The following is a 23,078-nucleotide window of genomic DNA, read 5'->3' on the forward strand; positions in this document are numbered from 1 at the left end:
TAAAAATTTAGTCTTCCATAACCAGCTCAATCAAATTTTCTTGATACATGTTATCTAAAAATGAAATAACTTCTTCTTCACATTTATCCGTTTGAACATCGTACTTTTTTAGAATATGATTCACTAATTCGTTTACTTGTGTGGGTTTACTAATACTTTCCCAGATGTCTCCTCCAATTTCACCTAGGTTGTAGTACTTACCGTTTTCAATATTTAGCATAACTTTCTCATTTCCCATATCACTTACGATATTTCCCTCACTCTGTATAACAACATGCTTAGGCAGGATTTGGTCTGATTTAATCAATTAAATTCCCTTCTTTCACTATATTTAGTATTTTAGATACCGACTCATACGGCGTAAAGTTCGAAGAAGATCGCGTTACTTGAAACGTATTTACGCTTTTAAGAATCTCTGAAGAATAAATAAAATGCCACTCTTTTAATCCCAGCCTCTGCAGAAGTGAACCCCGAAACGTATGGTGAAGTAAAATCCGAAAGCTTTCTAATCCATTTGTTTGGCGAATTTCTACAGATTCCCCGCTCCCTTTTACAAGCTCAAAGATTCCCGCTAAAGGAATTGGTTGATTATAAAAACTGTCTTTTACGGGCACTGAATATTTTGTTTCTCTTTCAAATAAAGGCTGATATTTTCTGGCATTCAATCCGAACTCATTTAAGCTTTCTTCCCATAGCTTCTGCTGAGGATATGTTGGTTGAACCATCGGAATACGCTCATCTGAAAACGTAACAGGAATTACATCATCGCTTATGAGCTTATATCCTTTCTGAATAAAAGCTGACGCCAAGGTAGACTTTCCGGCTCCAGAATTGCCAACGATAGCATAAGCTCTTCCATTTATAGCTATCGCACTGCCGTGGAGAGGCAAGGTTTGCTGCTGCATTAAAATGACTCCCATACAAGTTCCCAGTATATATAGCCTCGCCTTAGCTTCATCAAAGTCATTAAGAGGTGCTACTACAATTTCTTTTCCGTTCTTTATAGAAAAAACGGCTAGACTAGGAACTTCAAACGCTACGTAATGGCTGCGGACCGTAAAACCGTTTTTTTGATCTAATTCAATTTTGTCTATTGATAAGTCTGAAAGTTTAATAGAAACGTCTATATGATCACCTGGAAAAACTGGACTATTTAATTCTGGCAAAGACAGCTCACTCAAAATATTTAGCCCAAAAGCATCGTAAGTATATTTTTTTTTGATACTAATCATTGATTTCACTCCAGATGTTATTAATTTTTTGAAAAGCCCTCATACAACTCAATGTGTATAAGGGCAATTGTTGTCTATAATCATTTATTCAAATTAGCTGTAGTGAACTGTTTCGTCTGGATCTGGCTGTACCGCATCAGGAATACTAGTTCCTGGGCCGGCCATAGTCATATTTACATCAAGTACTTCTAGTACTGGCTTCTTCCACTCTTTTTTCATAGTTTCACCCCCTTTCAAAGAAACTTATTCATAAATCGATATACTATTAAGCTTCGCATTAACAGCTTAAAGTCAGTGCTGAATACAGATTCCGGCTTAGGATTGTCCCTTAAATTTGCCAAAGCGGCCTTTATTAAGTTCATATCAAAATATTCAGCTATAAAATCAGAGTTTATTACCTTTTCCATTTCATTTATAAACAGATTCCATTCTGGTATCATACGTTGAATGCCATCTGCTCCTTGCAAGCCTCTTGTTCTTTGATTAAGTCTTATATCATCTGGAAGAACATTCTTAGTTGCTCTTCTAATCAGAGATCTATCTTGACCGTTTTGAACAAACTGCGTTTCAGGAACCGACAGGCAAAAGCGAATAACTCTTAAATCGTTTGTCGGATCACGATCCCATAAAGAATGATGTAAAGAAAGTTTTGTTGTATATGTACCGTTAATACTCCAATAATACGGCTGTAAAAATTGAGTTTTCTTTATTTCATAAGCACTTTTAGTAAGCAGTCCGTTCGTATTTATGTCATGTTCTTTTAATCTGGCATATACATCAAATCTCTGGGCAAAATCAGGATTAATAATAGGGGGATAGGGCGTTCCTTGCTCTGATGAGATGAGAGAATGCAATCTTGGAAAAGCTTTTTTGGCTACTACGGGAAGAACACGCGATCTTCCAACTCCTAAATTCCTGCTGTACAAACGCAGCTCTCGCAAGAATTTAGCTAGATTTCCCTTCTTTAAAAGCTGTGCCTGATAGTCTAGTGCAGGCCCCCAGGAAATTGTCCAATTTCCCCTCTGCCCATTTAGTAAAACTCCTACCCCTTTTTTAGAGGCTTGTTCATAAATACCTTTAAGCCAAAAGCTGTTTTCAAAGAACTTGTAAGGTGTTTCTAATATTTCAAGCCATTCATCAATTTCGGAAAAAGGACTTTTTTCTTCAAAATCAAAGTAATTATCTTCTATATTACCTATGTAATTAACAGTTGATTTGATAAAAGGCTTTTCATTTGCTACTCTGCTTTTAGGTGACCAGTCTTCAAATTCATTTATTGGGATATAGCTAAATGTATGTAATTTTTTGTTTTCTTTATAAAGAGATTTAGAAGCAAAACCAGCTACTGATCCTGAATCCAACCCTCCGCTTAAGTGAGCGCCGACCTGCAATCGCGTTCTTAGCTTAGAATCCACGGCTTGTTGAAAAACGTCGCGAAATGCTTCTTCGTATTCTTCGTTTGATTTTAGATTCAGCTTCTTTTCTTCGCGTAATATACAATATCTCTTCACTTCAATCCGATTATGATAAACGGTTATTGTATGGGAAGGCGGTATTTGTTGAATTTCTTTATAAACAGTTGAAGCAGCATCCGTTGACTCAAATGTTATTGGAATGGCTAAAAATTCTGCAAGCCACTCTTCATTTAAAGATTTTTTTATATAAGGTAATGAAAATAACGGATTAATAGCGGTGCAAAAAGCCATGCTTGTAGCATTTTTGAAAAAATATAGAGTTCTGTTTCCTGAAAAATCCCTTGCTCCAAATAACTTTTGCTTTTTCTCATCCCAAATTACAAAAGCAAAGTCTCCCACCAGAAATTTGGGCGCTTCCTCTCCCCATTTATGATAAGCAAGCAAAATCAATTCACTATCTGTAATTTTCGTTTTATAGATATCCTTGATTTGCAACTGATCTACCAATTCTTCACGATTATCAATAATCGCATCTGCGGTAATAGCTAATTGCTTCTCATAGTCATAATAAGGTAATTTTTCTCCAACAGATTCTGACGTTATCCACTGTGTATGACTCAAAAGTGAAACATTTCCCTTTTTCCATACCTGTATGTCATCAGCTGGATATTTGGATAAAGCTTGAAGAACGTTAGCTACCTCTTCGTGAGATACGGGATTGTTACTAAAATGATAAATTCCAGCTATTGCACTCATATTTTCTCCTCTCACGACTTCTCTGTTCTTTATTAAGAACAATAATAACCACTACACCCTGTCATTTGTCATATATATCTAATCAAACTTTGTTTTTAATTCTTTTTTACTAAATAATCACCAAGTAATGACTATTATAGAGAACAAATACCAAAAAGTAAACCTCAATAAAGAACATTTTTCGATAAATATCCACTAATTAGTGCAAATGTCGTGTTCAATCGGATATTGATCTTAATCAAGAACAAACTTCCTTCTTATATTCTACTTAACAATCAGCGAGCACCTTTGTTAACTCTTCACTAATAAGCGTTTTGCTCATGGAATAATTTAACACACCCTTGTCCACACTATACTTATCTGTTTTTTCATAGATACGTACCATTTTTATAGATAGGAGGAAAGCCAATTGAACGCAGAAAGCAAGCGTTTGACTTCAACTGAAATAACGAGTCTATGCACGCAGTATCACCAGGATACGCTGGCGATCTGTGTAGCGAAACACGTCCTTGCAACGGTAACGGATGCCGAGATTCGGTCGCTGTTTGCCTTTTCGCTAGAGTTATCAAAAAAGCATATTGAGCTGCTTACTGCCATTTTTCATGCTGAACATTTTCCGCTGCCGAAAGGATTTACAGATGAAGATGTGGACTTGCACGCACCTCCGCTTTTTACAGACTCTTTTTGGCTGAAGTATCTTCACGACATGACGATTCACGGCTTGTCAGGGTACGGTATTTCATTTAGCGTGTCAGTTCGCCGAGATCTTCGAGATTATTATCATCAGTGCAATTTAGATGCCATGGAAATCTACAATCGATCGCTCGACCTGCTTTTAGCACAAAATCTTTATGTGCCAGCTCCTTATTTTTTAACCCCGAAAAAGCAAGAGTCGATTACAGAGTTGACTTACGCTCTTGATTTTGTAGAGAAGCAGCGTCTTTTAAACGCAAATGAAGCTGGAAATATTTATTTTAATTTACGCAAAAGCATGGCAACCAAAGCGCTTTTAATTGCGTTTAAACAAGTCAGCAAACGAAAAGATGTACGGAAAGTAATGGAGGCAGGGCTTGATGTAGCACACAAGCATATTGAGCTTTATTCTTCCATTATGCACGAAGAAAACCTTCATACTCCTCCGCTTTTGGATAATGAAATCACAACGTCTACGCACGCGCCTTTTTCAGAAAAGCTGATGACGTTTCACGCAGGCGCAATGTTTAAAGTAGCCATTACCTATTACGCAACGGCAATGACTACCAGCATGAGGCTTGATATTGTCGGGCACTGTGAAGCATGTATTTTACGAGACTTAAAAGTAGCCGGGCGCTGCAGCGAAGTAATGATTAAAAACGGTTGGATTGAAAAGCCGCCTGAAGCAAGCGATCGTAAGCAAATGTAAGTTTTTCTATAGCAGCTCTTGACCTGAAACGCGTTTCATACTTTATGCTGTATTTATTCCCAACAGCCGGCGTGACACGAACGGTGGCGTTACGGCTGGTATATTATCCATAAAAAAATCCGGTATGTTCACCGGATTTTTTGGTATGCCTACATATTCATTTCTTTTTTATACGCCAAATACGAATACAGGTAAGGAATCGCCACGCACAGAACGATACTGCCCCACATGATAACTGACTTGTATCCATCAGGTAAAAAAGCGCTAATAAGAATTAGCAGTCCGCCGATAAAAAAGATTTTTCCAGATAAACGATGCGTCTTTTTCCATACGGTTTCATTGCTCAATGTCCACGGTGTACGAATCCCCATAAAATAGTTCGAGCGCACGCGCTGCAAGTAGTTTCCGATAATGATAAAAACGAGTCCAGCCATAATTGGAGCAATGTACGACATCGGCACATTATAGCCAAGCCCCTGTAAAATAGTGCTCATATTTACAAAAAAGAATAATAGCAGTACGGCATTTAACAGGATGTTATACGTTTTTGAAAAGTACTTATAATTTTCTTTACGCGGGTCAATTCGCGGAACAAATGCGATGATAAAATAAATAAGTACCATGATGCCTACTGTTAAGATCATTGCGTTTATCTTCGTTGCAAATCCATCTGCTTCTCCATTTGCTCCCCAGTGAATGGGCATCTCAGCTGGAAGATGCGGCAGTGCAACCAGCCATGCAACTAGTGTTAAAACGGTAATACTTAAAGGAAATACGTGCTTTTTCATTTAACTCTCTCCTTTCTGAAAGCTGAAAAACCAGCCGATTAAATCTTGAAAAACGGTTGTATTTAACGAATAAATCACAAACTGCCCTCTTTTTTCATCTTGAACGAGGTCCGCTTGCTTCAAGATTTTTAAATGATTTGAGATGCTTGGTTTGGTCATATTAAAATACTCGAAAATTTCTCCTGCGGTTAAATCCCGCTCTTTCAGCAGCTCTAAAATCTTTCTGCGAGTGGGATCCGCTAAAGCTTTAAACGTTTCATTCAATTGAAGTTCATCTCCATCAAATTTAAGTATTTAGATAATTATCTAAATGTTAAATTACAAGATATAATATGTCAATATTTTAAAAAGAGAACATCTGCATTTGACTCATTTTTTTGTTTTTTCAAAGCAGTCCATGCATACAAACTGCGCTTCTTGATGTAGAAAAGCTTTAATTTCGGTCATGCCTCTTTTACTTGGATACTTCATTCGCATCCATACTTCTTCATTCGGCTGAATTTCTTTTTGACAAACGGAACACTGCTCCTTTATTGCAAACATATTATCCCTCCATCTCTTTGTATAACTATACGTTTGACTAGCCAAAAGGTTTCATAAAAAAGAAGCTGGAATGTAACCAAATCAATTCCATCTAAAGATGAATAAATGGAAGGAATGGGAGGAATGAGCTGAACCGCTGGTGATTTCCATGCAAGACTACGCTTTCCGCGGGCGGTCGGTGAGCCTCCTCGTCGCTTGCGCTCCTGCGGGGTCTCACCCCTTCCGCTTTTCCCGCAGGAGTCTTCGTCTTGCCCTCCAATCACCAGCTAGAAGCAACTAGAGACATGAAACCTACGTTCACCCTATCATCAATGAAAAAATCCGAACGATTCATCGTTCGGATCTTCCTTCAACTTATATACTTATGTCCTAGCTCCTTTTAAACATTATAGCGGCGTTACGTCTTCCTGCTGTTTTTGCTGTATTCTTTGCTTTTTTGATTTTCTGAAATGAAGCAGTTCATATACAACCGGAATGACTACAAGCGTAAGAAGAGTCGCAACGGCTAATCCTCCGATTACAACGACTGCAAGACTTTGAGAAACAAGGCTTCCGCTTTCGCTTTGTTTAAATAAAAGCGGCAGCATTGCACAAATCGTAGCAGCGGACGTCATGACAATTGGACGCATACGCGTAGCGGCTGCTTCGACAATGGCATCGCGCATAATCATTTTCTTTTCATTTTGCTTCACGCGGTCTAGAAGTACAATTGCATTGGTCACAACGATACCAATCAGCATTAATGCTCCAAGTAAAGCCGTTATATCTACTGGAATACGGCTGATTAATAAACCTAACACGGCACCGATTGCAGCAAGCGGAAGTGAAAATAAAATCGCAAACGGCGTGCGAATCGTTTTAAACGTAATCACCATAATTAAGAACACAATACCAATTGACACGAGCATCGTAATGAACAAGTCAGAGAAATCTTCTCCTTGCTGCGTGCTTGCTCCGCCGATTACAACGTCAACATCTTTTGAAATCGATAGTCCTTTATTCTTACCGTCTCCAAAAATCGTTGTTTGAATCTCTTTATTAATCTCTGAAAGCTTTTCTGGATTGACATCCGCTGTCACTTGAATATACGGGTCTCCATTTTTATGAAACTGATTTGTTGGCTTTTCAGATTGCGTTAGTGAAGCCACCTTTGAAACAGGTGACGGTCCTGCCTCTGTCATAATAGAAATATCTTTTAACTCTTTTGGTGATGTTGGATTTAGGACAGATTCAAGAAATACGTTCGCTTGTTTGCCTTCTAAATCTATCGCTCCAATCGGCGTTTTATTCAGCATAACGCCAAGCTGCTGCGCTACTTGCTGAGTGTTCGCTTTTGTTGGATCTACGTCTAAAGAGTAAATGGTTTTCTTTTCATCTTGGTTGGTAGAAACTTTGTCTACTCCTTTTATATCGCTAATTTCTTTCTTAATGCTGCTTGCCGTCTTTTCTAACTTGTTCATGTCATTTCCAATTACATCAACGGTAATCGAAGTAGTAGACGCTCCCATTAGTGAAGCAGCACTTACGCTAAGATCCCCTCCGTCATAGAGTTTCTTTTGATTTTCAATTCGTTTCATCAGCGAATCAATGTTTTCACTGTCTTTTACTATAATCGTATACGTAGCTTCAGTAGGCGACCCAACGTCTCCCCACTTTGCTCCTTCGTCTGTATTACCAAGCTGCATATATACATCTTTCACTTCTTTTTGAGCTAAAATATAGCGTTCAAGCTGCAGTGATTTTTCTTCTACGGTTTTAATTGGCGTATTATTTGGATAGCTTAACGTCGTGCCTACAAAGTCAGATGAAGAGTTATCCACCGCTCCTTTAGGCATCATCGTGTAGGCACCAATAGATCCGACAAATAAAAGCAGCGAAAGCAGCAGCACAACCCATTTATGATTAAGCGACCACGTAATAACCTTTGTAAAACGAACCGGCTGTTTGTGCTTGCGAAGTTTTTCATTTTTTAATAATCCGGCGCTCATTAACGGTACAACGGTAAGCGCCACAATTAATGAAGATAGCAGCGAATACGTCAGCGTTAGAGCAAACGGAAGCATAAAGTCTTGAAGACCTCCATTTACAAGGCCGATTGGTAAAAAGACGGCCACTGTCGTTAGCGTAGAAGCGGTAATAGCAGAGCCTACTTCTTTTGTCGCATCAATAATCAAGCCAAGCGAAAATTCTTCTTTTTGCATTTTTCGAAAGATGTTTTCAATAACAACGATGCTATCATCTACCAATCTTCCAATCGCTACCGCTACTCCTCCAAGCGTTAAAATATTAAGCGTGACACCTGATTTGGATAATAGGAAAAGCGTAAAGCAAAGCGATAAAGGAATGGATACAATTGTGATAAACGTAGAGCGTACACTACGTAAAAACAGCATGATTACAACGGTCGCAAAAAATGCGCCTAGCAACACTTCTTTCATCATTGAATGAACAGAGTTTTGCACGCTGTCTCCTGTGGCAAAAAATACAGAAGCATTTACATTTTTATAATCTTTGCTGATTTGTTCAGACAGTTTTTTTACTTCTTTTGTAATGCTAACGGCGTTTGAGTGACTGTCTTTTGTAACAATAAGTAAAAGTGCATCTTTTCCGTTAATATGCGTCACGACGCCTTCAGGCTTTTTCACCTCTACTTTTGCAAGGTCTCCTAGTGTTACATTCGGTGCAACCGGAAGCTTTTTCACTTTATCCAAGCTGTCAATTTTGCCTGTTACGTTAATATTGCTCGACTTGTTATTAATGACTTTTTCTCCAACTGCAAGCGACGTGTTTTTTCCTTCTAACACGCTGATGACTTTATCAATGGTCACGTTCTTTTCGGACAATTTTTTATTATCAACTTTAATAGACACATAGGAATCAGCCGTTCCATATGTTTGAACGCTAGCAATGCCTTTGATGTCTTTATATTTAGGAATTAGTTTTTTCTCTGCAAGGTCTAGGTTGTCTCTTGTTAACCCTTCTTTAAATGTAAGTGAAATATCTGCGATGGGAATCATAGAGGTATTTAATTGAATAACATTAGGTTTTGATACATTGGCTGGAAGCTGCACGGAAGACAGCGCTTCTTGGACGTTTGTTTTTGCTTCTTTCATATCCGTTTTGGATTCAAATAAAATATCGATTTTAGAATATCCGTCTCCTGTTGTGGAATACACGTTGCTTTTTCCTTTAATACCGGCTACCGCTTCTTCAATTGGTGACGTAACTTGTTTTTCCATGGAATCTGCATCCGTTCCTTGCCCCATAACTACTACTGACACTTGAGGCTGATCAGCGGTCGGCAGGAATTCCATCGGAAGTGTAAAATAACTAATGACGCCTAAAGCTAAAATTAAAATAGACATAATGGTGATAGCCGCTTTGTTTTTAAACGACCATTTGGTGAGCCATGACATGAAATTTCCCCTTTCACTTTTTCGTACGAACTCAGTCAAACATTTCTAAAATATGCTAAATAACTACTAAATTATACCTAATGTTCCTTACCATTTAAAGACTTATTTTTGTGAAAAGTCCCATTGTTTGAACAAAATCGTTTATGTATATGCTTTTGGTTATATAATCAGTCTCTTTACAGCACAAAAAAAAGACGCCGATACCCGGCGTCCCACATGTAGTAAGTGAAAGAAGAAGAAGAATATTCCTACGATTTTTCAGGCAATTCTATGACCTTATTTGGTTTCTTCCCGTTTTTTTATGAAATAAACATATTTAGCATAAATCCCCTTAACTAGCAGCTCGATTGTGCTTTGCTTCTGTATCGTTTTGAATTTTTAACGACGTTAATAAAGCCACGATGCTTCCTGCAAAGCCAAATAAAAACAAGTGATGAATGCCTGCCATAAAGCTTCCGCCTGAAGTCAGCAAAGCACCCATAATGGTAACGCCGATTGCTGTTCCCATGTTTCTGCAAAACATAAAAAACGACGTAGAAATACCTCTTTCATGTCCTCCTACTAATTGCTGCACACCAATGACTCCAACCGTAGAAAGCAGACCAAACGATAGTCCTTGCACAATCATGACGCAAAACACATAAAAGAAACCATGACTTTCATTTAGCATCAGCAGCAGCGTTCCTGATCCAACCAGCAGCACATTTCCGATTAACAAAAGCTTTCTGTAGCCGTGTTTTAAAATCCATTTACCCGCAGGCACGGACACAGACATCCATCCGACCGCTGTTCCTAACAGCGCAACTCCGCTCATAAACAGTGACAGATGCGCCACTCGCTGTAAAAATAACGGAATATAGCTCGACGTACCGAATAAAGCCACCGTTCCAATAAACGCATTGATATTAATCCATGACAGCGTTTTGTTTTGGAACATAGACATCGGGACAATCGGAGAAGCATGTTTTCGTTCATGCAAATAAAAAATAACTAATAAAATAAGTCCCGCGACTGTATACACAACTTGGTTCTGTTCCACTACCGTAACGAGCAGCAGTGACGTAACGCCCGCTCCAAACAAAATGGCACCGATGTAATCGACTTTCGCTCTTTTCGGCTCATAGCTTTCTTGATATGGCATTAACGTCAGAAATGAGACAATACATACGGGTAAATTAATAAAGAAAATCCATCTCCACGTTAAATAGTCCACAAAAAAAGCGCCTAAAAGCGGAGCCAACACAGCTGATAATCCCCACATCGTTGTAAACAGCGCTTGAATTTTCCCACGTTTCTCTACGGGAAATAAGTCTCCGGCAATAATAGCGGGAAACGCCACCATAAATCCGGCTCCTATTCCTTGAACCGCACGGAAAAGAACAAGCTGAATCATCGTATTCGCCACGCCGCAAAGCATCGAACCAATTAAAAAAGCAATAATTCCAAACCCAAATACTTTTTTGCGGCCAAATAAATCCGATAATCTTCCCGCTACTGGAGATAAAATCGTACTTGCAATCATGTACGAAGCAAACGACCACGCGTACAAATCAAATCTTCCAAGCTCTTTTGCAATAACGGGCATCGTCGTATTCATAATCGTTGAATCAAGCGAAGCCACTAGCATTGCCAGCACAATACTAACCATTACGGACGTTCTGCTTTTCATTTGACAATCTCCTTATCTGTATAATCTGAGCATTTAGTTTACTCCTGCTTGATAGATGTTGTCTAGATTTGTGCATAAAAAAGCAGATAAAAAGCTGAGCTATAGCTTTTTATCTGCTTTTTTGACAAGGCCAGCTAACCCCCTGATTGTCAGCAATGTAAAACTAACACTTGCAAATGTATGAAAGATGGTCCACTTTTTCCATTTAAACAGATTGCTATTTCTCTCTAAATACCACTGGCTGATACTCATCGGAACGCTCCACATCAAGCTTTTTAGTAAGATTGCAGGAAGCTTGTCTTCATAAGATTGTCTAACCCAAACCATACTTAGCAAAGGAAAAAACAGCAGATCATATAAAATATTAGTTGAAAAAATGCGAGGATACGGCCGAACAGGATATTTGATTCGATTCGTGTTTACAGCATAAGCATCAATAAGCGTGGCCAAAATCCCTTTTGCAAAAAAGACAATCAGCATTTCTTTAAATCTCGGTTTTTTTACAACAAAAGGAAAAAGAACTGCACACAACACAGTTAGCCCTTTTAGCAGTGTTCGTTCCATTTGTAACACTCTTTTCTTTGGGAATATCTATTAGTATGTACGATTACTGGCTAAAATAATAAGCAGGAATATAAAAAGCTTCTCACCGTAAAGGAGAAGCCGTTCTTTTCTTATTTTACATCTTCGCTTACCGGCTCTTGGTCAGACAGTTCTTTGTTTCGAGCCATAACCGCAAATCCAGCCATTATAATAATGCTGCTTGAAATTCCGTATAGGATTGGCGTGGTAGAAGAAAGTCCCTCAATCAATAGACCTCCAAGTACTACTAGTGTACTGACAACAATAGCTGAAACCCCTGCTTTTGGATGAATGTCTTTCCAAAACAGCGACACAACAAACGGAACAAAAATTGCTCCTGATAAAATGGCATACGCAACGTCTAAAGCGACAAGCACGTCTTGAATCCAAAGAGCAAAAATAATAGCAAGCACGCCAACAATAAGCGTATTTACGCGTGTTAAAATTAAATAATTTTTCTCTGAAATATTTTTAAGCCACACTTTTTTAATAATATCATTACTAATCAGCGTAGAAGACGCAAGCAGCGTTCCTGAAGCAGTTGACATCAGCGCCGAACAAACTCCCGCTAGTACGAGACCTAATAACCCTTGAGGCAGGATTTGAACTGCAAGCGTCGCAAATATGCTTTGACTGCTTTCTGCGTTTGGCAGCAGCAAATACGCACACATTCCAATTACGCTTCCCGCAATCGCGTAGGCAATGCTATACACACCTGCAAAAATGGAGCCGTTTCGGGCGATTTTTTCTGTTCGCGCCGTAAATACCCGCTGCCAAATATCTTGAGATACTGCCATACCAAGCGTATACAAGAGGAAATACTGAAAGATTTGACCGTATCCAATGGATGAAAAATCAAAATAAGATGATGGTAAATCTCCGGCAAGGGCTTTGAAACCTCCTGCTTCTGATACGCTCATTGGAAGCATAAATCCAAAAATTGCCACCGTCATCACAACAAATTGAATAATATCAGTGACCGTTACGCTCCACATTCCGCCTAAAATCGTATAGAACAGAACAATCGAACCCCCAATTAACATCGAGGCCGTCATGTTCCATCCAAGCAGCGCATGAATGATCGTTCCCATTCCAATCACTTGAGTGACTGATACCATGAGTGTATAAATAGCGGCAACAACGGCGCTGATAATTTGCGCTTGAGCGTTATATCTTTTTCCTAGCAGTTCACTGATAGTTGTCACTTTCAACGACGAAATCCGCTTAATGAAAATCGTGCCAAGCGTAATGATTCCAAGTCCAATCATCGTCACAAACCAAATGCCAGACAGCCCGTGCTCATAGCCAAGCTGAGCCGTTCCAATCGTCGACGCCCCGCCTAAAATAACGGCTGACAAACACCCTAAATACATGAACATCCCTAAGTTTCGTCCGGCTAAAATAAAATCTTCTGATGACTTTGCTTTTAACGAGCCAATAATACCAGCTACAACCAATACGCCAAAATAGACAAACATAACCGTCATATCCAGTCCGTTCATAACAGATTCCTCCTTATTATGGGTCAATCTATTTTTCATTGAAACAAAGAGCTTCCTAAAGCTTTAGATCACGTGAAGACTTGTGATTTCTGTCAATGCTTCGTCTAATACCCGAAGCCCGGCATCAATTTCTTCTTTTGTAATCGTTAAAGGAGGAATCATTCGAATCACTTCTCCGCTATTTCCGCAAAGGTAAAACAGCACCCCTTTTTCCAAACATTTGTCTAGAATCTCAAGAAGAAGATTTCCGTCACCTTGCTTTGTTTTTGGATTAATAATTTCAATTCCAATCATTAGTCCTACTGAACGAATACTTCCGATAACTTCATGCTTCGCTTTTAAATGCTGAAGCTGATCCGCTGCATATTTCCCCATTGCTTTTGAATTTTCAATCAGCTTTTCTTCTTTTAATACGTCCAACGTCGCAAGCGCTGCTGAACAAGCAATGGGATTGCCTCCAAAAGTGGTTCCGTGTGTACCAATCGGCCACTTTTCCATTAGCTGTTTGGAAGCTACGGTAGCACTTAACGGAAGTCCTGATGCTATGCCTTTTGCGATTGCCATAATATCAGGCGTCACGTCAAACGTTTGAGCTGCAAACCACTCGCCGGTGCGTCCGAATCCTGTTTGCACTTCGTCAAAAATAAGCAGAATGCCATGTCTGTCACACACTTCTCTTATTTTTTGGAGCCACGCTTTCGGAGGAATCACGTAGCCTCCTTCTCCAAGAACCGGCTCTACAATCATGCACGCTACTTCTTCCGGCGTTACTTGATGCTTAAACAAAGTGGCAAAATCTCTTTCCAGCTTTTCTACGCAGTAGATTTCCGGATCTTCTCCTTTTGGACACTGAGTCACATCTGCATAAGGTACTTGATACGTTAAGCCCGATGGCTGAAGAAATTTCCGGTATTTGCTTTTTGATGTCGTCACGCTGAGCGCTCCGAGAGAACGGCCGTGAAAGCAGCCCATAAACGAAACCGTATAAGGTCTTTGCGTAACGTACTTTGCCAGTTTTAACGCTCCTTCTATTGCTTCAGTTCCGCTGTTAGCAAAGAAAAAGCAGTCCAGGCCTCTTGGCAATACTGTTTTTAATTCTTCCGCCAGCTGTAAAATGGATTTGTACATAATCACACCTGACGGGCCGTGCATAAGGTGATCAACGCTTTCTTTAATCGCTTGTACAACTTTAGGGTGACGATGACCTGTATTCGCTGTTGCAATACCTGACGTGAAATCTAAATACGTTTTTCCGTCCGCTCCGTAGTAGTAGCAGCCCTCTGCTTTTACCACCGGTAAATTAGGATGATCTTTCGCCATGCTTGGTGCTAGTAAATCCGGTAGACTGTTCATTAACTGTGTAAGTGATGCCTGCGTCATATGACTTCCTCCTCGCAATCTATCAAGTAATGTATTTGTACTTGTTTTACATGCAAAGAGCGTGCCAAATACGTTAAAAAACGGAATGTTTTTTTAATTTTCTAACAACTGAAGGCTGACTGATTCCAAGCGCTTCCCCTATTTCTGTTGTCGTTTTGTACTGTTTTTTTGCTTTTACTAATATCTCTTTTTCCAGCTCGTTTAATGCGTCATTAAGCTTCATTTCCCCATGTTCTTCAACGTGCTGAATCCGTTTTTTTCTATGCAGAGAATGCGGCAAATGCTCCATTGTAATCAGCGTTTGTGAAGACACAACCACGGCGTGTTCAATCACATTAATTAACTCTCGTACGTTTCCTTTCCACTCATGTGCAAGCAGTGCGTGAATAACCGCGTTATCAAACGTTCTTTTTCGGTTGTATTTCTTTTCAAACTGCTCGGCAAAATGTGTGAGCAGCGGAAAAATATCTTCGGGGCGCTCGTTCAAAGATGGAATGGTAATCGGTACGACGCTTAAACGAAAGTATAAATCTTCTCGAAACTCTTTTTCAGCAACGGCTTTTTCCAAATCTTTGTTCGTCGCTGCAATTAAGCGAAAGTCCACGGTTTTAGGCTTTCTTCCTCCAACGGAATAAAACTGTTTTTCTTGAATGAGCTTTAAGATTTTTACTTGATGCGCCGGTGACAGTTCTCCGACTTCATCTAAAAAAAGCGTACCTCCATCTGCTAATTCGACCAGTCCCACTTTTCCATTTTTAGATGCACCGGTGAAAGCACCCGCTTCGTAGCCAAACAGTTCAGCTTCAAATAAATGATCTGGAATCGCCCCGCAGTTCACTTCAATAAACGGCCCTTTGCTTCTTGTACTTTTGTTATGTATCAGCTTGGCTAAGTGCGTTTTTCCTACTCCTGACTGCCCTAAAAGTAAAATATTTACGTCTACATTCGAAACGTGAACAGCCGTACGAAGAACCTGCTGCATCTTTTCGCTGTTGCATACAATTCCTTCAGTTGATAGGTTTTGGTTTCTTAGCAGCATAAGCTCGCTCTTTACACGCTGCATTTCGCCTTCCATCGCATCAAGATATGTTTTCATTTCCATAAGCTCCGTCACATCATGAGAATAGCTGACGATTCTTTTAATCTCTCCTTTTTCATCTTTGACAGGAATGCCTGTAACGAGCACTTGCTTGCCTTGTTTAGTTGTTTGTACAAGCGTAATTTTCTTCTTTGTTTCAAGCACAATTGGCGTGACGATTGGTGTAAAAAGCCCTTGTTTTTCAAGTTCATAAACAGACTTTCCCAGCAGTTTTTCAGCTTTTACATCGTAAATGTTTCCCGTTCCTTCATGTATTCGGACAATGATGCCTTTTTCATCCGTCACAAGCAAATCATCTTTTAATGAATGAAGGATCCACTGATTTTCATTCCATTCTGAATTCATGTATGCTCCCTGCTTTCTATTCATTTTTGAATAAAACACAATTCGTTTTTGAATACGGCATTTATTTTTGAATAATCAATTTATTATATCACAAGGACTTCTTTTTATTTTGAAACAGCAATTGAAATGAAGTTAAAAATGCATTAATATATTTTTATGAAGTTATAACTTCTTTTCTAGGAGGCTATATGAAGCAATCATTTCAAGAATTAATTAAACATAAATTCCCTGACCTTTCTCGCGGTCAAAAAAAAGTAGCTGAGTTTCTCGTTAATTTTACGGAAAAAGGCTCGCTGTACACGGCTGGGCAAATTGGCAAAGAAGCAGGTGTCAGTGAAACAACCGTTATTCGTCTAGCTTACGCACTGGGGTTAAATGGTTTTTCCGATTTGCAGGAGCTAATGCGAAAAGAATGGCTTTCTTCTGCCGAATCAAAAGAATCAGCTAGCAAGCCTGCAGCTGATTCTGCAGCGGAAGAAAAGAAACCTTTTAGTGAATGGCTTTCCCCTGTTGACGAAAAAGAATTATCTCAAGCTGTAGATGCGCTTATCAAAAGTGATCAAGTGTATATTGCAGGTTTCCGTGAATCTCATACGGCGGCTTACTGGCTGTATTATAAAATGAATCAGCTTCGCAATCATGTTCTTTTATCTTTTCCAACAGGATTTTTGCTTGAAACGCTATGCAATCTTACTAGTGAATCTGCTGTTGTTGTATTTTCACTGCCGCGCTATACAAAAGAAGCGCTCGAAGTAGCCCAGCAGGCTAAAAAACAAGGAGCGAAAGTAATTGCCATTACAGACCGCCGTTTGTCTCCGGTAGGCCAAATCGCTGATATCACGCTTTTAGCCGGAACAACCGAACATATTTTATCGCTTCTTGCCCTATCTCAAGTTGTCATTAGCAGCATGCAAAAAAGAGATGAAAAAACGGCTGGAAAACGACAAGAACACTTGGAAAAACTCTATGCCGAGCAAGGCATCTTTTTAGAATAGATAATAGAAAGGAAGTAAACAAATGACTGAAGCCTTAACGATTCGTTCACTTACAACAACCACTGAACTAGAAGAGGTACGCGCATTAGAAAGCCGCGTCTGGGGAGAAGAAGAAGCCACGCCTGTCCATCAAACCTTGACCGCTGTTAAAAATGGAGGTCTTGTTCTCGGTGCGTTTCTAAATGAAAAGCTGATTGGCTTTCAATATAGTTTTCCCGGGTTTGACGGAACGTGCGTCTACTTATGTTCTCATATATTAGCAGTTGACCCTGCCTATCGCAGCATGGGTATCGGTGCCAAGCTTAAGCATGCGCAGAAACAAGAAAGTAAAAAAAAGGGTTATTCATATATCAGCTGGACGTATGATCCTCTAGAAAGCGCCAACGGGTATTTAAATATTGGAAAGCTTGGAGCCGTTTGTTCTACCTATATTGAAAACTGCTACGGAGACATGAACGATCCGTTAAATGCTGACTTGCCTTCTGATCGATTCGTTGTGGAATGGGCATCCACAGAAGATACAAAACGAGCTCAGCCTCTTTATACGCCAGATCAAATAATGGACGCATCGCTCATTCAATGGACGTTAACGGATCAAGGGTTTCCTTCTGTTACAGATATTGATGAAAGATGGTTGAATCATGACATCGTGTCTGTAGCTATTCCATCTGCGTTTCAGCAAATGAAAGAAGTCTCTCCTTCTCTGGCATTAGACTGGCGTATGCGTACAAGACGCGTATTTCAAACGTGTTTTGCAAAAGGATTCCAAGTAAAAGACTTCATGAAGTATCCAGAAAGCAGCGCACCCGTTCATTTTTATATTTTAACGAAAAAAGAGGTACAAAAATGAAGATAAAACACGTCATTTTACGGCATTTAAAAATGGATTTACTTCATCCGTTTACCACAAGTCTTGGAAAAGAAGTGGATCGAGACTTTATTTTAGTAGAAATTCAAGACGAAGACGGACGATCCGGCTGGGCTGAATCCGTAGCGTGCGCCGATCCTTTTTATAAAGAAGAAACGCTCAAAACAAACTGGCACATTATGGAGGATTTTTTAATTCCCTTGCTTCAACAGAAAGAAATTAAGCATCCTGACGAAATATCTGAACGCTTTGCTCATATCCGAGGCAATTATATGGCAAAAGCGGCGTTAGAAGGCGCAGTTTGGGATTTGTATGCGCGCAGGCAAAACCTCTCTCTATCTAAAGCGTTAGGAGGCAGTAAAAGTCAAATTGAAGTTGGTCTTAGCGTTGGCATTCAGCCTACGATTGACGAAACGCTTCGCAAAATTGACGCCGGCTTGAATGAAGGATATAAGCGGATCAAAATTAAAATTAAGCCAAGCTGGGATCTTAACTTGACGCGCGCGGTTCGAAACGAGTTCCCTTCTATTCCGCTGATGGTTGATGCGAACTCTGCTTATACGCTTGCAGATGCTGACCACCTTGCTCAGCTTGATGAGTTTGATTTAATGATGATTGAACAGCCGTTGGCTCATGATGATTTAATTGATCACGCTGAACTGCAGATCCGCATGCGCACGCCCATTTGCTTAGATGAAAGCATTCATTCAGCTGAAGACGTTCGAAAAGCTATTAAACTTGGAAGCACACAAATTATTAACATTAAAATTGGACGAGTAGGCGGACTGACAGAAGCAAAAAAAATTCATGACCTTTGTCAAACTTACGGTGTGCCCGTATGGTGCGGCGGCATGCTGGAATCAGGTATTGGACGAGCACATAATATTGCCATTACCACACTTGCCAATTTTACGCTTCCCGGAGATACGGCCGCATCCTCTAAATACTGGCCGCGTGATATCGTTCATCCGGAAATCACGGTCGACAACGGTATTATTTCCGTGCCTGATACACCAGGCATCGGCTACGAACCTGATCACGATCAGATAAAAGCGCTAACTTTACACGAAAAAGTCTATACTTGCTAATCTTAAACAGGCTGGAACAAAAGTATGTTATTTGAAGGAAAATCCGAACGATGAATGGTTCGGATTTTTTTATTGATATGGTGAGCGTAGGTTTCATATATATAGCGGCTTCTATCTGTACAAGACGAAGACTCCTGCGGGACAAGCAGAAAGCAAAGGCTGGCATGGAAATCAACAGCACTTTAAAAAGCAATGCCTACCAGCTCCTTTATCCAATTGATTTTTCTTTAGATTGGATAGATTTAGTTATGTCCCAGCCTCTTTTTCATAGGCGTCTCTCCCGATATGACACGTGCCTTGGCAAGATAAAGAAACATATTAGCAAAAATGGTCTTATGCACAATCCTTCTAGTAATAAATGAATATAAATAGAGTGTAAGGGACATGCAAGGGTATATTCATTACAAATTTTAGAAGAAAGGAGCATACTGATGAATATTGAAATTGGAATTGCCATTTTCGTGTTTACAATGACAATGCTCGTCATTTTTTGGAGGCCAAACGGCATCAATGAAGCATGGCCGGCATCCATAGGAGCAGCCATTATCCTGCTTACAGGGATTGTATCCAAATCAGACATTGTTGATATTTTCGGAAAGATAAGCGGCGCTTCTATCACCATTATTGCCACCATTGTCATGGCCGTCATATTAGAAAGTTTCGGATTCTTCCACTGGGCAGCTGCACGGCTAGTGAGTTTATCCAAAGGCTCAGGGTACCGATTATATTGGTACATTCAACTGCTTTGCTTTTTAATGACTTTACTATTTAATAATGACGGCAGTATTTTAATTACCACTCCAATTTTAATTCTACTTTTGAAAAACCTTCAGCTAAAACCCCACCAGCAGATCCCCTACCTTTTAAGTGGAGCGCTTATTGCTACCGCTTCCAGCGCGCCTATAGGTGTAAGTAATATTGTCAATTTGATTGCCTTAAAAATTGTTCATATGTCGCTTTATATGCACACGGCGATGATGTTTGTACCGGCGACACTTGGTTTATTATTTATGTCTTGGCTCATGTATACGGTCGTAAAACGCCATTTGCCAAAAAAACTGCCGCATGCTTCAAAAGATATAGAAGAGAGTTTCTTTACGAAACAGTTTCACCCCTTAAAAGGAAGCATTTCTGTTGAAACAAAACGTAAACGCACACAATTTATGCTGAAAGTTTTATTATTTGTGTTTGTTATGCGCTGTCTCCTATTTGTCGCCTCTTATTTCGGCATACCAATCGAATTGGTTGCTGTACTAGGCTCACTGATCTTACTTATTTGGAGATGGTATCACTTACGTACAAACCCGATTGATATTTTAAAGAAAACGCCGTGGCACATTTTCGTTTTTGCATTTTCAATGTACGTTATTATTTACGGATTGCATAACGTAGGATTGACAGATCTACTTGTAAAAATTTGCGAACCAATTGTGAATCGAGGGCTTTTTGAAGCAAGCTTTATCATGGGAGGACTTGTTTCCATTCTCTCTAACTTGTTTAACAATCACCCTGCTTTAATGGTCGGAACCATTACCTTGACTGAAATGGGGCTCGATCCTATTACTCTTAAAACTATTTACCTTGCTAATATTATTGGAAGTGATATGGGCTCGCTTTTATTGCCGATTGGAACACTGGCTTCTCTTATTTGGATGCATATTTTAAAAGAAAATCATATCAAGGTAAAATGGAAAGATTATTTAAAAGTATCACTTATCGTTATCCCGCTTACCACCATCGTTACGCTTTTCCTCCTATTCTACTGGGTTCAGCTCATTTTTTCTTAATACTGATTTACAGGACGGATTGTACTCTTTTGAAGCTTACAGTCCGTCAGAAATAAACAAATGTCTCTCATAAAAACTCACTGCGTTTTTTTATTGTTTTTTTATAGATACACATTCACCCAACAAAAACATTTTTTTACATTCACTAATTATTTAGAACAATTTAAAAAGAAAATCAATAAATATATTGAATCGAATTTCCTTCATGTGATAAGATATGGTTATATTGTTACTTTAACAATACATAGAGCGAATGAATTAGAAAATATGCAGTTGCATAGAACTTTCTAAACCCCACACGCAACATTTAGAGAGTGACATTCATTTTCTCAGTAACACCCATACCTTTCTGAAAAGAGTGAGTACATTAGACTTGCTCTTTTTGTCTGTTCAGTGATAAGGTTCATTTCTTATGTAGGGCCTTCGTTTACAATAAGACAACAAAAAAACAGGTAACTAAGCATGCCGCTTCTTACCTGTTTTTATATGCTAAAATGATAAAATCAAATTCTATCGCGCGAATGCCCTTTACGAAATTGATTTTAATTCTTCAATTAATTGAAAAAATTTTTCTTTGTTTCTTTCTTCTAATGTTTGATCGACTTCACGTAAAATTTGATCTCTTCTAAAATCTCGGATAGCCTTATTTAATACCATTTTAGCAAATATAGAATCGAGGATATCCATACGGATGGGCTGCGAGTCTGTCGGGTGCTTTTCGATATAAATCAACTCCTATCCTTTCCTCTATTGTAACAAATTCTAGCAATGTATCAAAATTTCATGGGGATATGCGCTGTTGTGAAATAGCTTCGTACTCTGTTTCTAGCTCTTGAAGCGTAAGCTCATATAGCTGCTTGTTTCCTTTTTTATAAACCCCTGCATCCAGCAATAAATCAATCATTGATGTTTTTTTACATTGTATGTGAGAGTAAGCTTGTTTTGTCATCGTTACACCGCCTATTTTACACTTAAAAATGAAATGATTTCTCTAGCTTTCACGACCTTTCTTTATCATACGGCCCGTCCTTTAGCTTACTGTGAAGAAAATGTTAAATTTATGTAATAATGCATAAAAAGAGGCCGGGACATAACTAAATAAATCCAGCCTAAAGACGAACAAATGAGATACATGAGCTGAACCACTTTTCCCGCAAAAGTCTTCTCCTTGCCCTTCAATCAACTGCTAGAAGGGACAAAACAGATGAAGCTGTATTCACCATAACAAAAAAACGAACCACTCATCAAACTAGTTGATCAATGGTTCGTCTTTCACTTGGGCTAAAATACTTTTCTCCCAGCCTCTTAGTTCTTCTATTAAAAATCAAAGTTGTCCGGATCTGGACCTACTCGGTGATTTTGGTTTAATTCATTAATTTTACTTACGTCTTCAGCATCCAATTCAAAATCAAATAACGATGAATTTTCAACAATACGATGTTCTTTTGTCGATTTTGGAATCGTTACAACTCCGTTTTGCAGATCCCATCGCAGAATAATTTGAGCAACTGATTTACCGTGTTTTTCAGCAATTCCTTTTAACACATCGTTATCTAGCAATTCTCCTTGCATAAGCGGAGACCATGCTTCTAGCTGAATATCGTGCTTTTGACAAAAAGCATGCAGCTCTTTTTGCGTCAAACGAGGATGATACTCCACTTGGTTAATAACAGGCTTAACGTCTGTATCTTTCATTAAGTCTTCTAAATGATGAATTTGAAAATTACTTACGCCCACAGCTCTTACTTTTTCTTCTTTATAAAGCGTTTCTAATGCTTTCCACGCTGCTTTATACTTACCTTCTACCGGCCAGTGAATTAAGTATAGATCTAAATATTCTAAGCCAAGCTTTTGTAAGCTTGTTTCGTAAGCAGCCAGCGTCTCTTCATAGCCTAAATCTGCGTTCCAAACTTTTGATGTAACAAAAATATCTTCGCGTGAAAGACCTGCTTCTTTCAGACCTTGGCGAATTCCTTCTCCTACACCTTCTTCATTTCCATAAATAGCTGCCGTATCAATGCTGCGATAGCCTTTGACGATAGCTGTTTTCACCGCGTTCACTAATTCAGGCCCTTCTTCTACTTTAAATACACCTAGTCCAAGCCAAGGCATTTTGACTCCGTTGTGAAGTGTTACTGTATCTTGCAAATGATTACTCATTATAAAAAACCCCCTGCTAATTTCTTTACATTTGTTATTATGAAACAGAAA

23 protein-coding genes are annotated in these 23,078 nt (G+C 39.2%); 6 read left to right on the forward strand and 17 right to left on the reverse strand.

The window, feature by feature from the left end:
- Window positions 1-7 precede the first annotated feature (7 nt).
- The 4 genes from ACFX4G_RS12400 to ACFX4G_RS12415 form a co-directional block, all read right to left on the reverse strand.
- The gene (locus tag ACFX4G_RS12400; protein WP_377575053.1) at window positions 8-307 is read right to left on the reverse strand and encodes a lasso peptide biosynthesis PqqD family chaperone; all 300 of its coding nucleotides are present in this window, start codon (window positions 305-307) and stop codon (window positions 8-10) included.
- The gene (locus ACFX4G_RS12405; protein WP_377575056.1) at window positions 300-1,232 is read right to left on the reverse strand and encodes a phosphoenolpyruvate carboxykinase (ATP); all 933 of its coding nucleotides are present in this window, start codon (window positions 1,230-1,232) and stop codon (window positions 300-302) included. The genes ACFX4G_RS12400 and ACFX4G_RS12405 overlap by 8 nt, the downstream gene beginning before the upstream one ends.
- A 93-nt stretch (window positions 1,233-1,325) precedes the next feature.
- Window positions 1,326-1,451, reverse strand: coding sequence for a paeninodin family lasso peptide (locus ACFX4G_RS12410; protein WP_014461234.1), 126 nt, complete (start codon window positions 1,449-1,451; stop codon window positions 1,326-1,328).
- Between the two features lie 14 nt (window positions 1,452-1,465).
- Window positions 1,466-3,403: an asparagine synthase-related protein gene (locus tag ACFX4G_RS12415; protein ID WP_377575059.1), complete on the reverse strand. Its 1,938-nt coding sequence runs from the start codon at window positions 3,401-3,403 to the stop codon at window positions 1,466-1,468.
- A gap of 409 nt (window positions 3,404-3,812) precedes the next feature.
- Between ACFX4G_RS12415 and ACFX4G_RS12420 the strand changes: the two genes are divergently transcribed.
- Window positions 3,813-4,805: a DUF3231 family protein gene (locus tag ACFX4G_RS12420; RefSeq protein WP_377575062.1), complete on the forward strand. Its 993-nt coding sequence runs from the start codon at window positions 3,813-3,815 to the stop codon at window positions 4,803-4,805.
- Window positions 4,806-4,954: 149 nt separating this feature from the next.
- Here ACFX4G_RS12420 and ACFX4G_RS12425 read toward each other — a convergent pair whose 3' ends face one another.
- From ACFX4G_RS12425 to ACFX4G_RS12470, 10 genes are all read right to left on the reverse strand, one after another.
- Entirely contained in the window at window positions 4,955-5,593 is a 639-nt protein-coding gene (locus ACFX4G_RS12425) for an SdpI family protein (RefSeq protein WP_377575065.1), read from the reverse strand.
- Complete coding sequence (locus ACFX4G_RS12430; RefSeq protein ID WP_377575068.1) at window positions 5,594-5,857, reverse strand: autorepressor SdpR family transcription factor; 264 nt, start codon at window positions 5,855-5,857, stop codon at window positions 5,594-5,596.
- A gap of 105 nt (window positions 5,858-5,962) precedes the next feature.
- On the reverse strand, window positions 5,963-6,136 hold the full coding sequence (locus tag ACFX4G_RS12435; RefSeq protein ID WP_097824148.1) for a Fe3+ hydroxamate ABC transporter substrate-binding protein: 174 nt from the start codon (window positions 6,134-6,136) through the stop codon (window positions 5,963-5,965).
- Window positions 6,124-6,399, reverse strand: a complete 276-nt coding sequence (locus tag ACFX4G_RS12440; protein WP_377575071.1) for a hypothetical protein — start codon at window positions 6,397-6,399, stop codon at window positions 6,124-6,126. The genes ACFX4G_RS12435 and ACFX4G_RS12440 overlap by 13 nt, the downstream gene beginning before the upstream one ends.
- 123 nt (window positions 6,400-6,522) lie before the next feature.
- A complete protein-coding gene (locus tag ACFX4G_RS12445; protein WP_377575074.1) occupies window positions 6,523-9,552 on the reverse strand; it encodes an efflux RND transporter permease subunit in 3,030 nt (1,009 codons plus the stop codon).
- 331 nt (window positions 9,553-9,883) lie between these two features.
- On the reverse strand, window positions 9,884-11,221 hold the full coding sequence (locus tag ACFX4G_RS12450) for an MFS transporter (protein ID WP_098321960.1): 1,338 nt from the start codon (window positions 11,219-11,221) through the stop codon (window positions 9,884-9,886).
- 99 nt (window positions 11,222-11,320) lie between these two features.
- Window positions 11,321-11,785 (reverse strand): CBO0543 family protein, encoded by a 465-nt coding sequence (locus tag ACFX4G_RS12455; RefSeq protein WP_162213732.1) that lies wholly within the window; start codon window positions 11,783-11,785, stop codon window positions 11,321-11,323.
- A gap of 110 nt (window positions 11,786-11,895) precedes the next feature.
- On the reverse strand, window positions 11,896-13,305 hold the full coding sequence (locus ACFX4G_RS12460) for a sodium:solute symporter family protein (RefSeq protein ID WP_026106757.1): 1,410 nt from the start codon (window positions 13,303-13,305) through the stop codon (window positions 11,896-11,898).
- A gap of 63 nt (window positions 13,306-13,368) precedes the next feature.
- Entirely contained in the window at window positions 13,369-14,685 is a 1,317-nt protein-coding gene (locus tag ACFX4G_RS12465) for an aspartate aminotransferase family protein (RefSeq protein WP_057274446.1), read from the reverse strand.
- A gap of 73 nt (window positions 14,686-14,758) precedes the next feature.
- Entirely contained in the window at window positions 14,759-16,129 is a 1,371-nt protein-coding gene (locus ACFX4G_RS12470; protein WP_228540963.1) for a sigma-54 interaction domain-containing protein, read from the reverse strand.
- Window positions 16,130-16,317: 188 nt separating this feature from the next.
- On the opposite strand from ACFX4G_RS12470, the gene ACFX4G_RS12475 reads away from it, so the two are divergent.
- The 5 genes from ACFX4G_RS12475 to ACFX4G_RS12495 all read left to right on the forward strand — a co-directional run bounded on the left by ACFX4G_RS12475 (window position 16,318) and on the right by ACFX4G_RS12495 (window position 20,867).
- Window positions 16,318-17,124, forward strand: coding sequence for a MurR/RpiR family transcriptional regulator (locus ACFX4G_RS12475; RefSeq protein ID WP_097824151.1), 807 nt, complete (start codon window positions 16,318-16,320; stop codon window positions 17,122-17,124).
- Window positions 17,125-17,146: 22 nt separating this feature from the next.
- Window positions 17,147-17,974, forward strand: a complete 828-nt coding sequence (locus ACFX4G_RS12480; RefSeq protein WP_377575079.1) for a GNAT family N-acetyltransferase — start codon at window positions 17,147-17,149, stop codon at window positions 17,972-17,974.
- Complete coding sequence (gene menC / locus ACFX4G_RS12485; RefSeq protein WP_097824153.1) at window positions 17,971-19,080, forward strand: o-succinylbenzoate synthase; 1,110 nt, start codon at window positions 17,971-17,973, stop codon at window positions 19,078-19,080. Before ACFX4G_RS12480 ends, menC begins: the two co-directional genes overlap by 4 nt.
- A 50-nt stretch (window positions 19,081-19,130) precedes the next feature.
- Window positions 19,131-19,442, forward strand: coding sequence for a hypothetical protein (locus tag ACFX4G_RS12490; RefSeq protein ID WP_097824154.1), 312 nt, complete (start codon window positions 19,131-19,133; stop codon window positions 19,440-19,442).
- Window positions 19,443-19,511: 69 nt separating this feature from the next.
- Window positions 19,512-20,867, forward strand: coding sequence for an arsenic transporter (locus tag ACFX4G_RS12495; protein ID WP_025749607.1), 1,356 nt, complete (start codon window positions 19,512-19,514; stop codon window positions 20,865-20,867).
- 528 nt (window positions 20,868-21,395) lie between these two features.
- Here the strand turns inward: ACFX4G_RS12495 and ACFX4G_RS12500 are convergent.
- The 3 genes from ACFX4G_RS12500 to ACFX4G_RS12510 all read right to left on the reverse strand — a co-directional run bounded on the left by ACFX4G_RS12500 (window position 21,396) and on the right by ACFX4G_RS12510 (window position 23,027).
- Window positions 21,396-21,599, reverse strand: a complete 204-nt coding sequence (locus tag ACFX4G_RS12500; protein WP_016766443.1) for an IDEAL domain-containing protein — start codon at window positions 21,597-21,599, stop codon at window positions 21,396-21,398.
- Between the two features lie 49 nt (window positions 21,600-21,648).
- Entirely contained in the window at window positions 21,649-21,816 is a 168-nt protein-coding gene (locus tag ACFX4G_RS12505) for a Fur-regulated basic protein FbpA (protein WP_075421395.1), read from the reverse strand.
- A 368-nt stretch (window positions 21,817-22,184) separates the two neighbouring features.
- Window positions 22,185-23,027, reverse strand: coding sequence for an aldo/keto reductase (locus tag ACFX4G_RS12510; RefSeq protein ID WP_080781630.1), 843 nt, complete (start codon window positions 23,025-23,027; stop codon window positions 22,185-22,187).
- Window positions 23,028-23,078 lie beyond the last annotated feature (51 nt).

This window comes from Priestia sp. YIM B13486, assembly GCF_042787865.1.
GTDB lineage: Bacteria > Bacillota > Bacilli > Bacillales > Bacillaceae_H > Priestia > Priestia megaterium.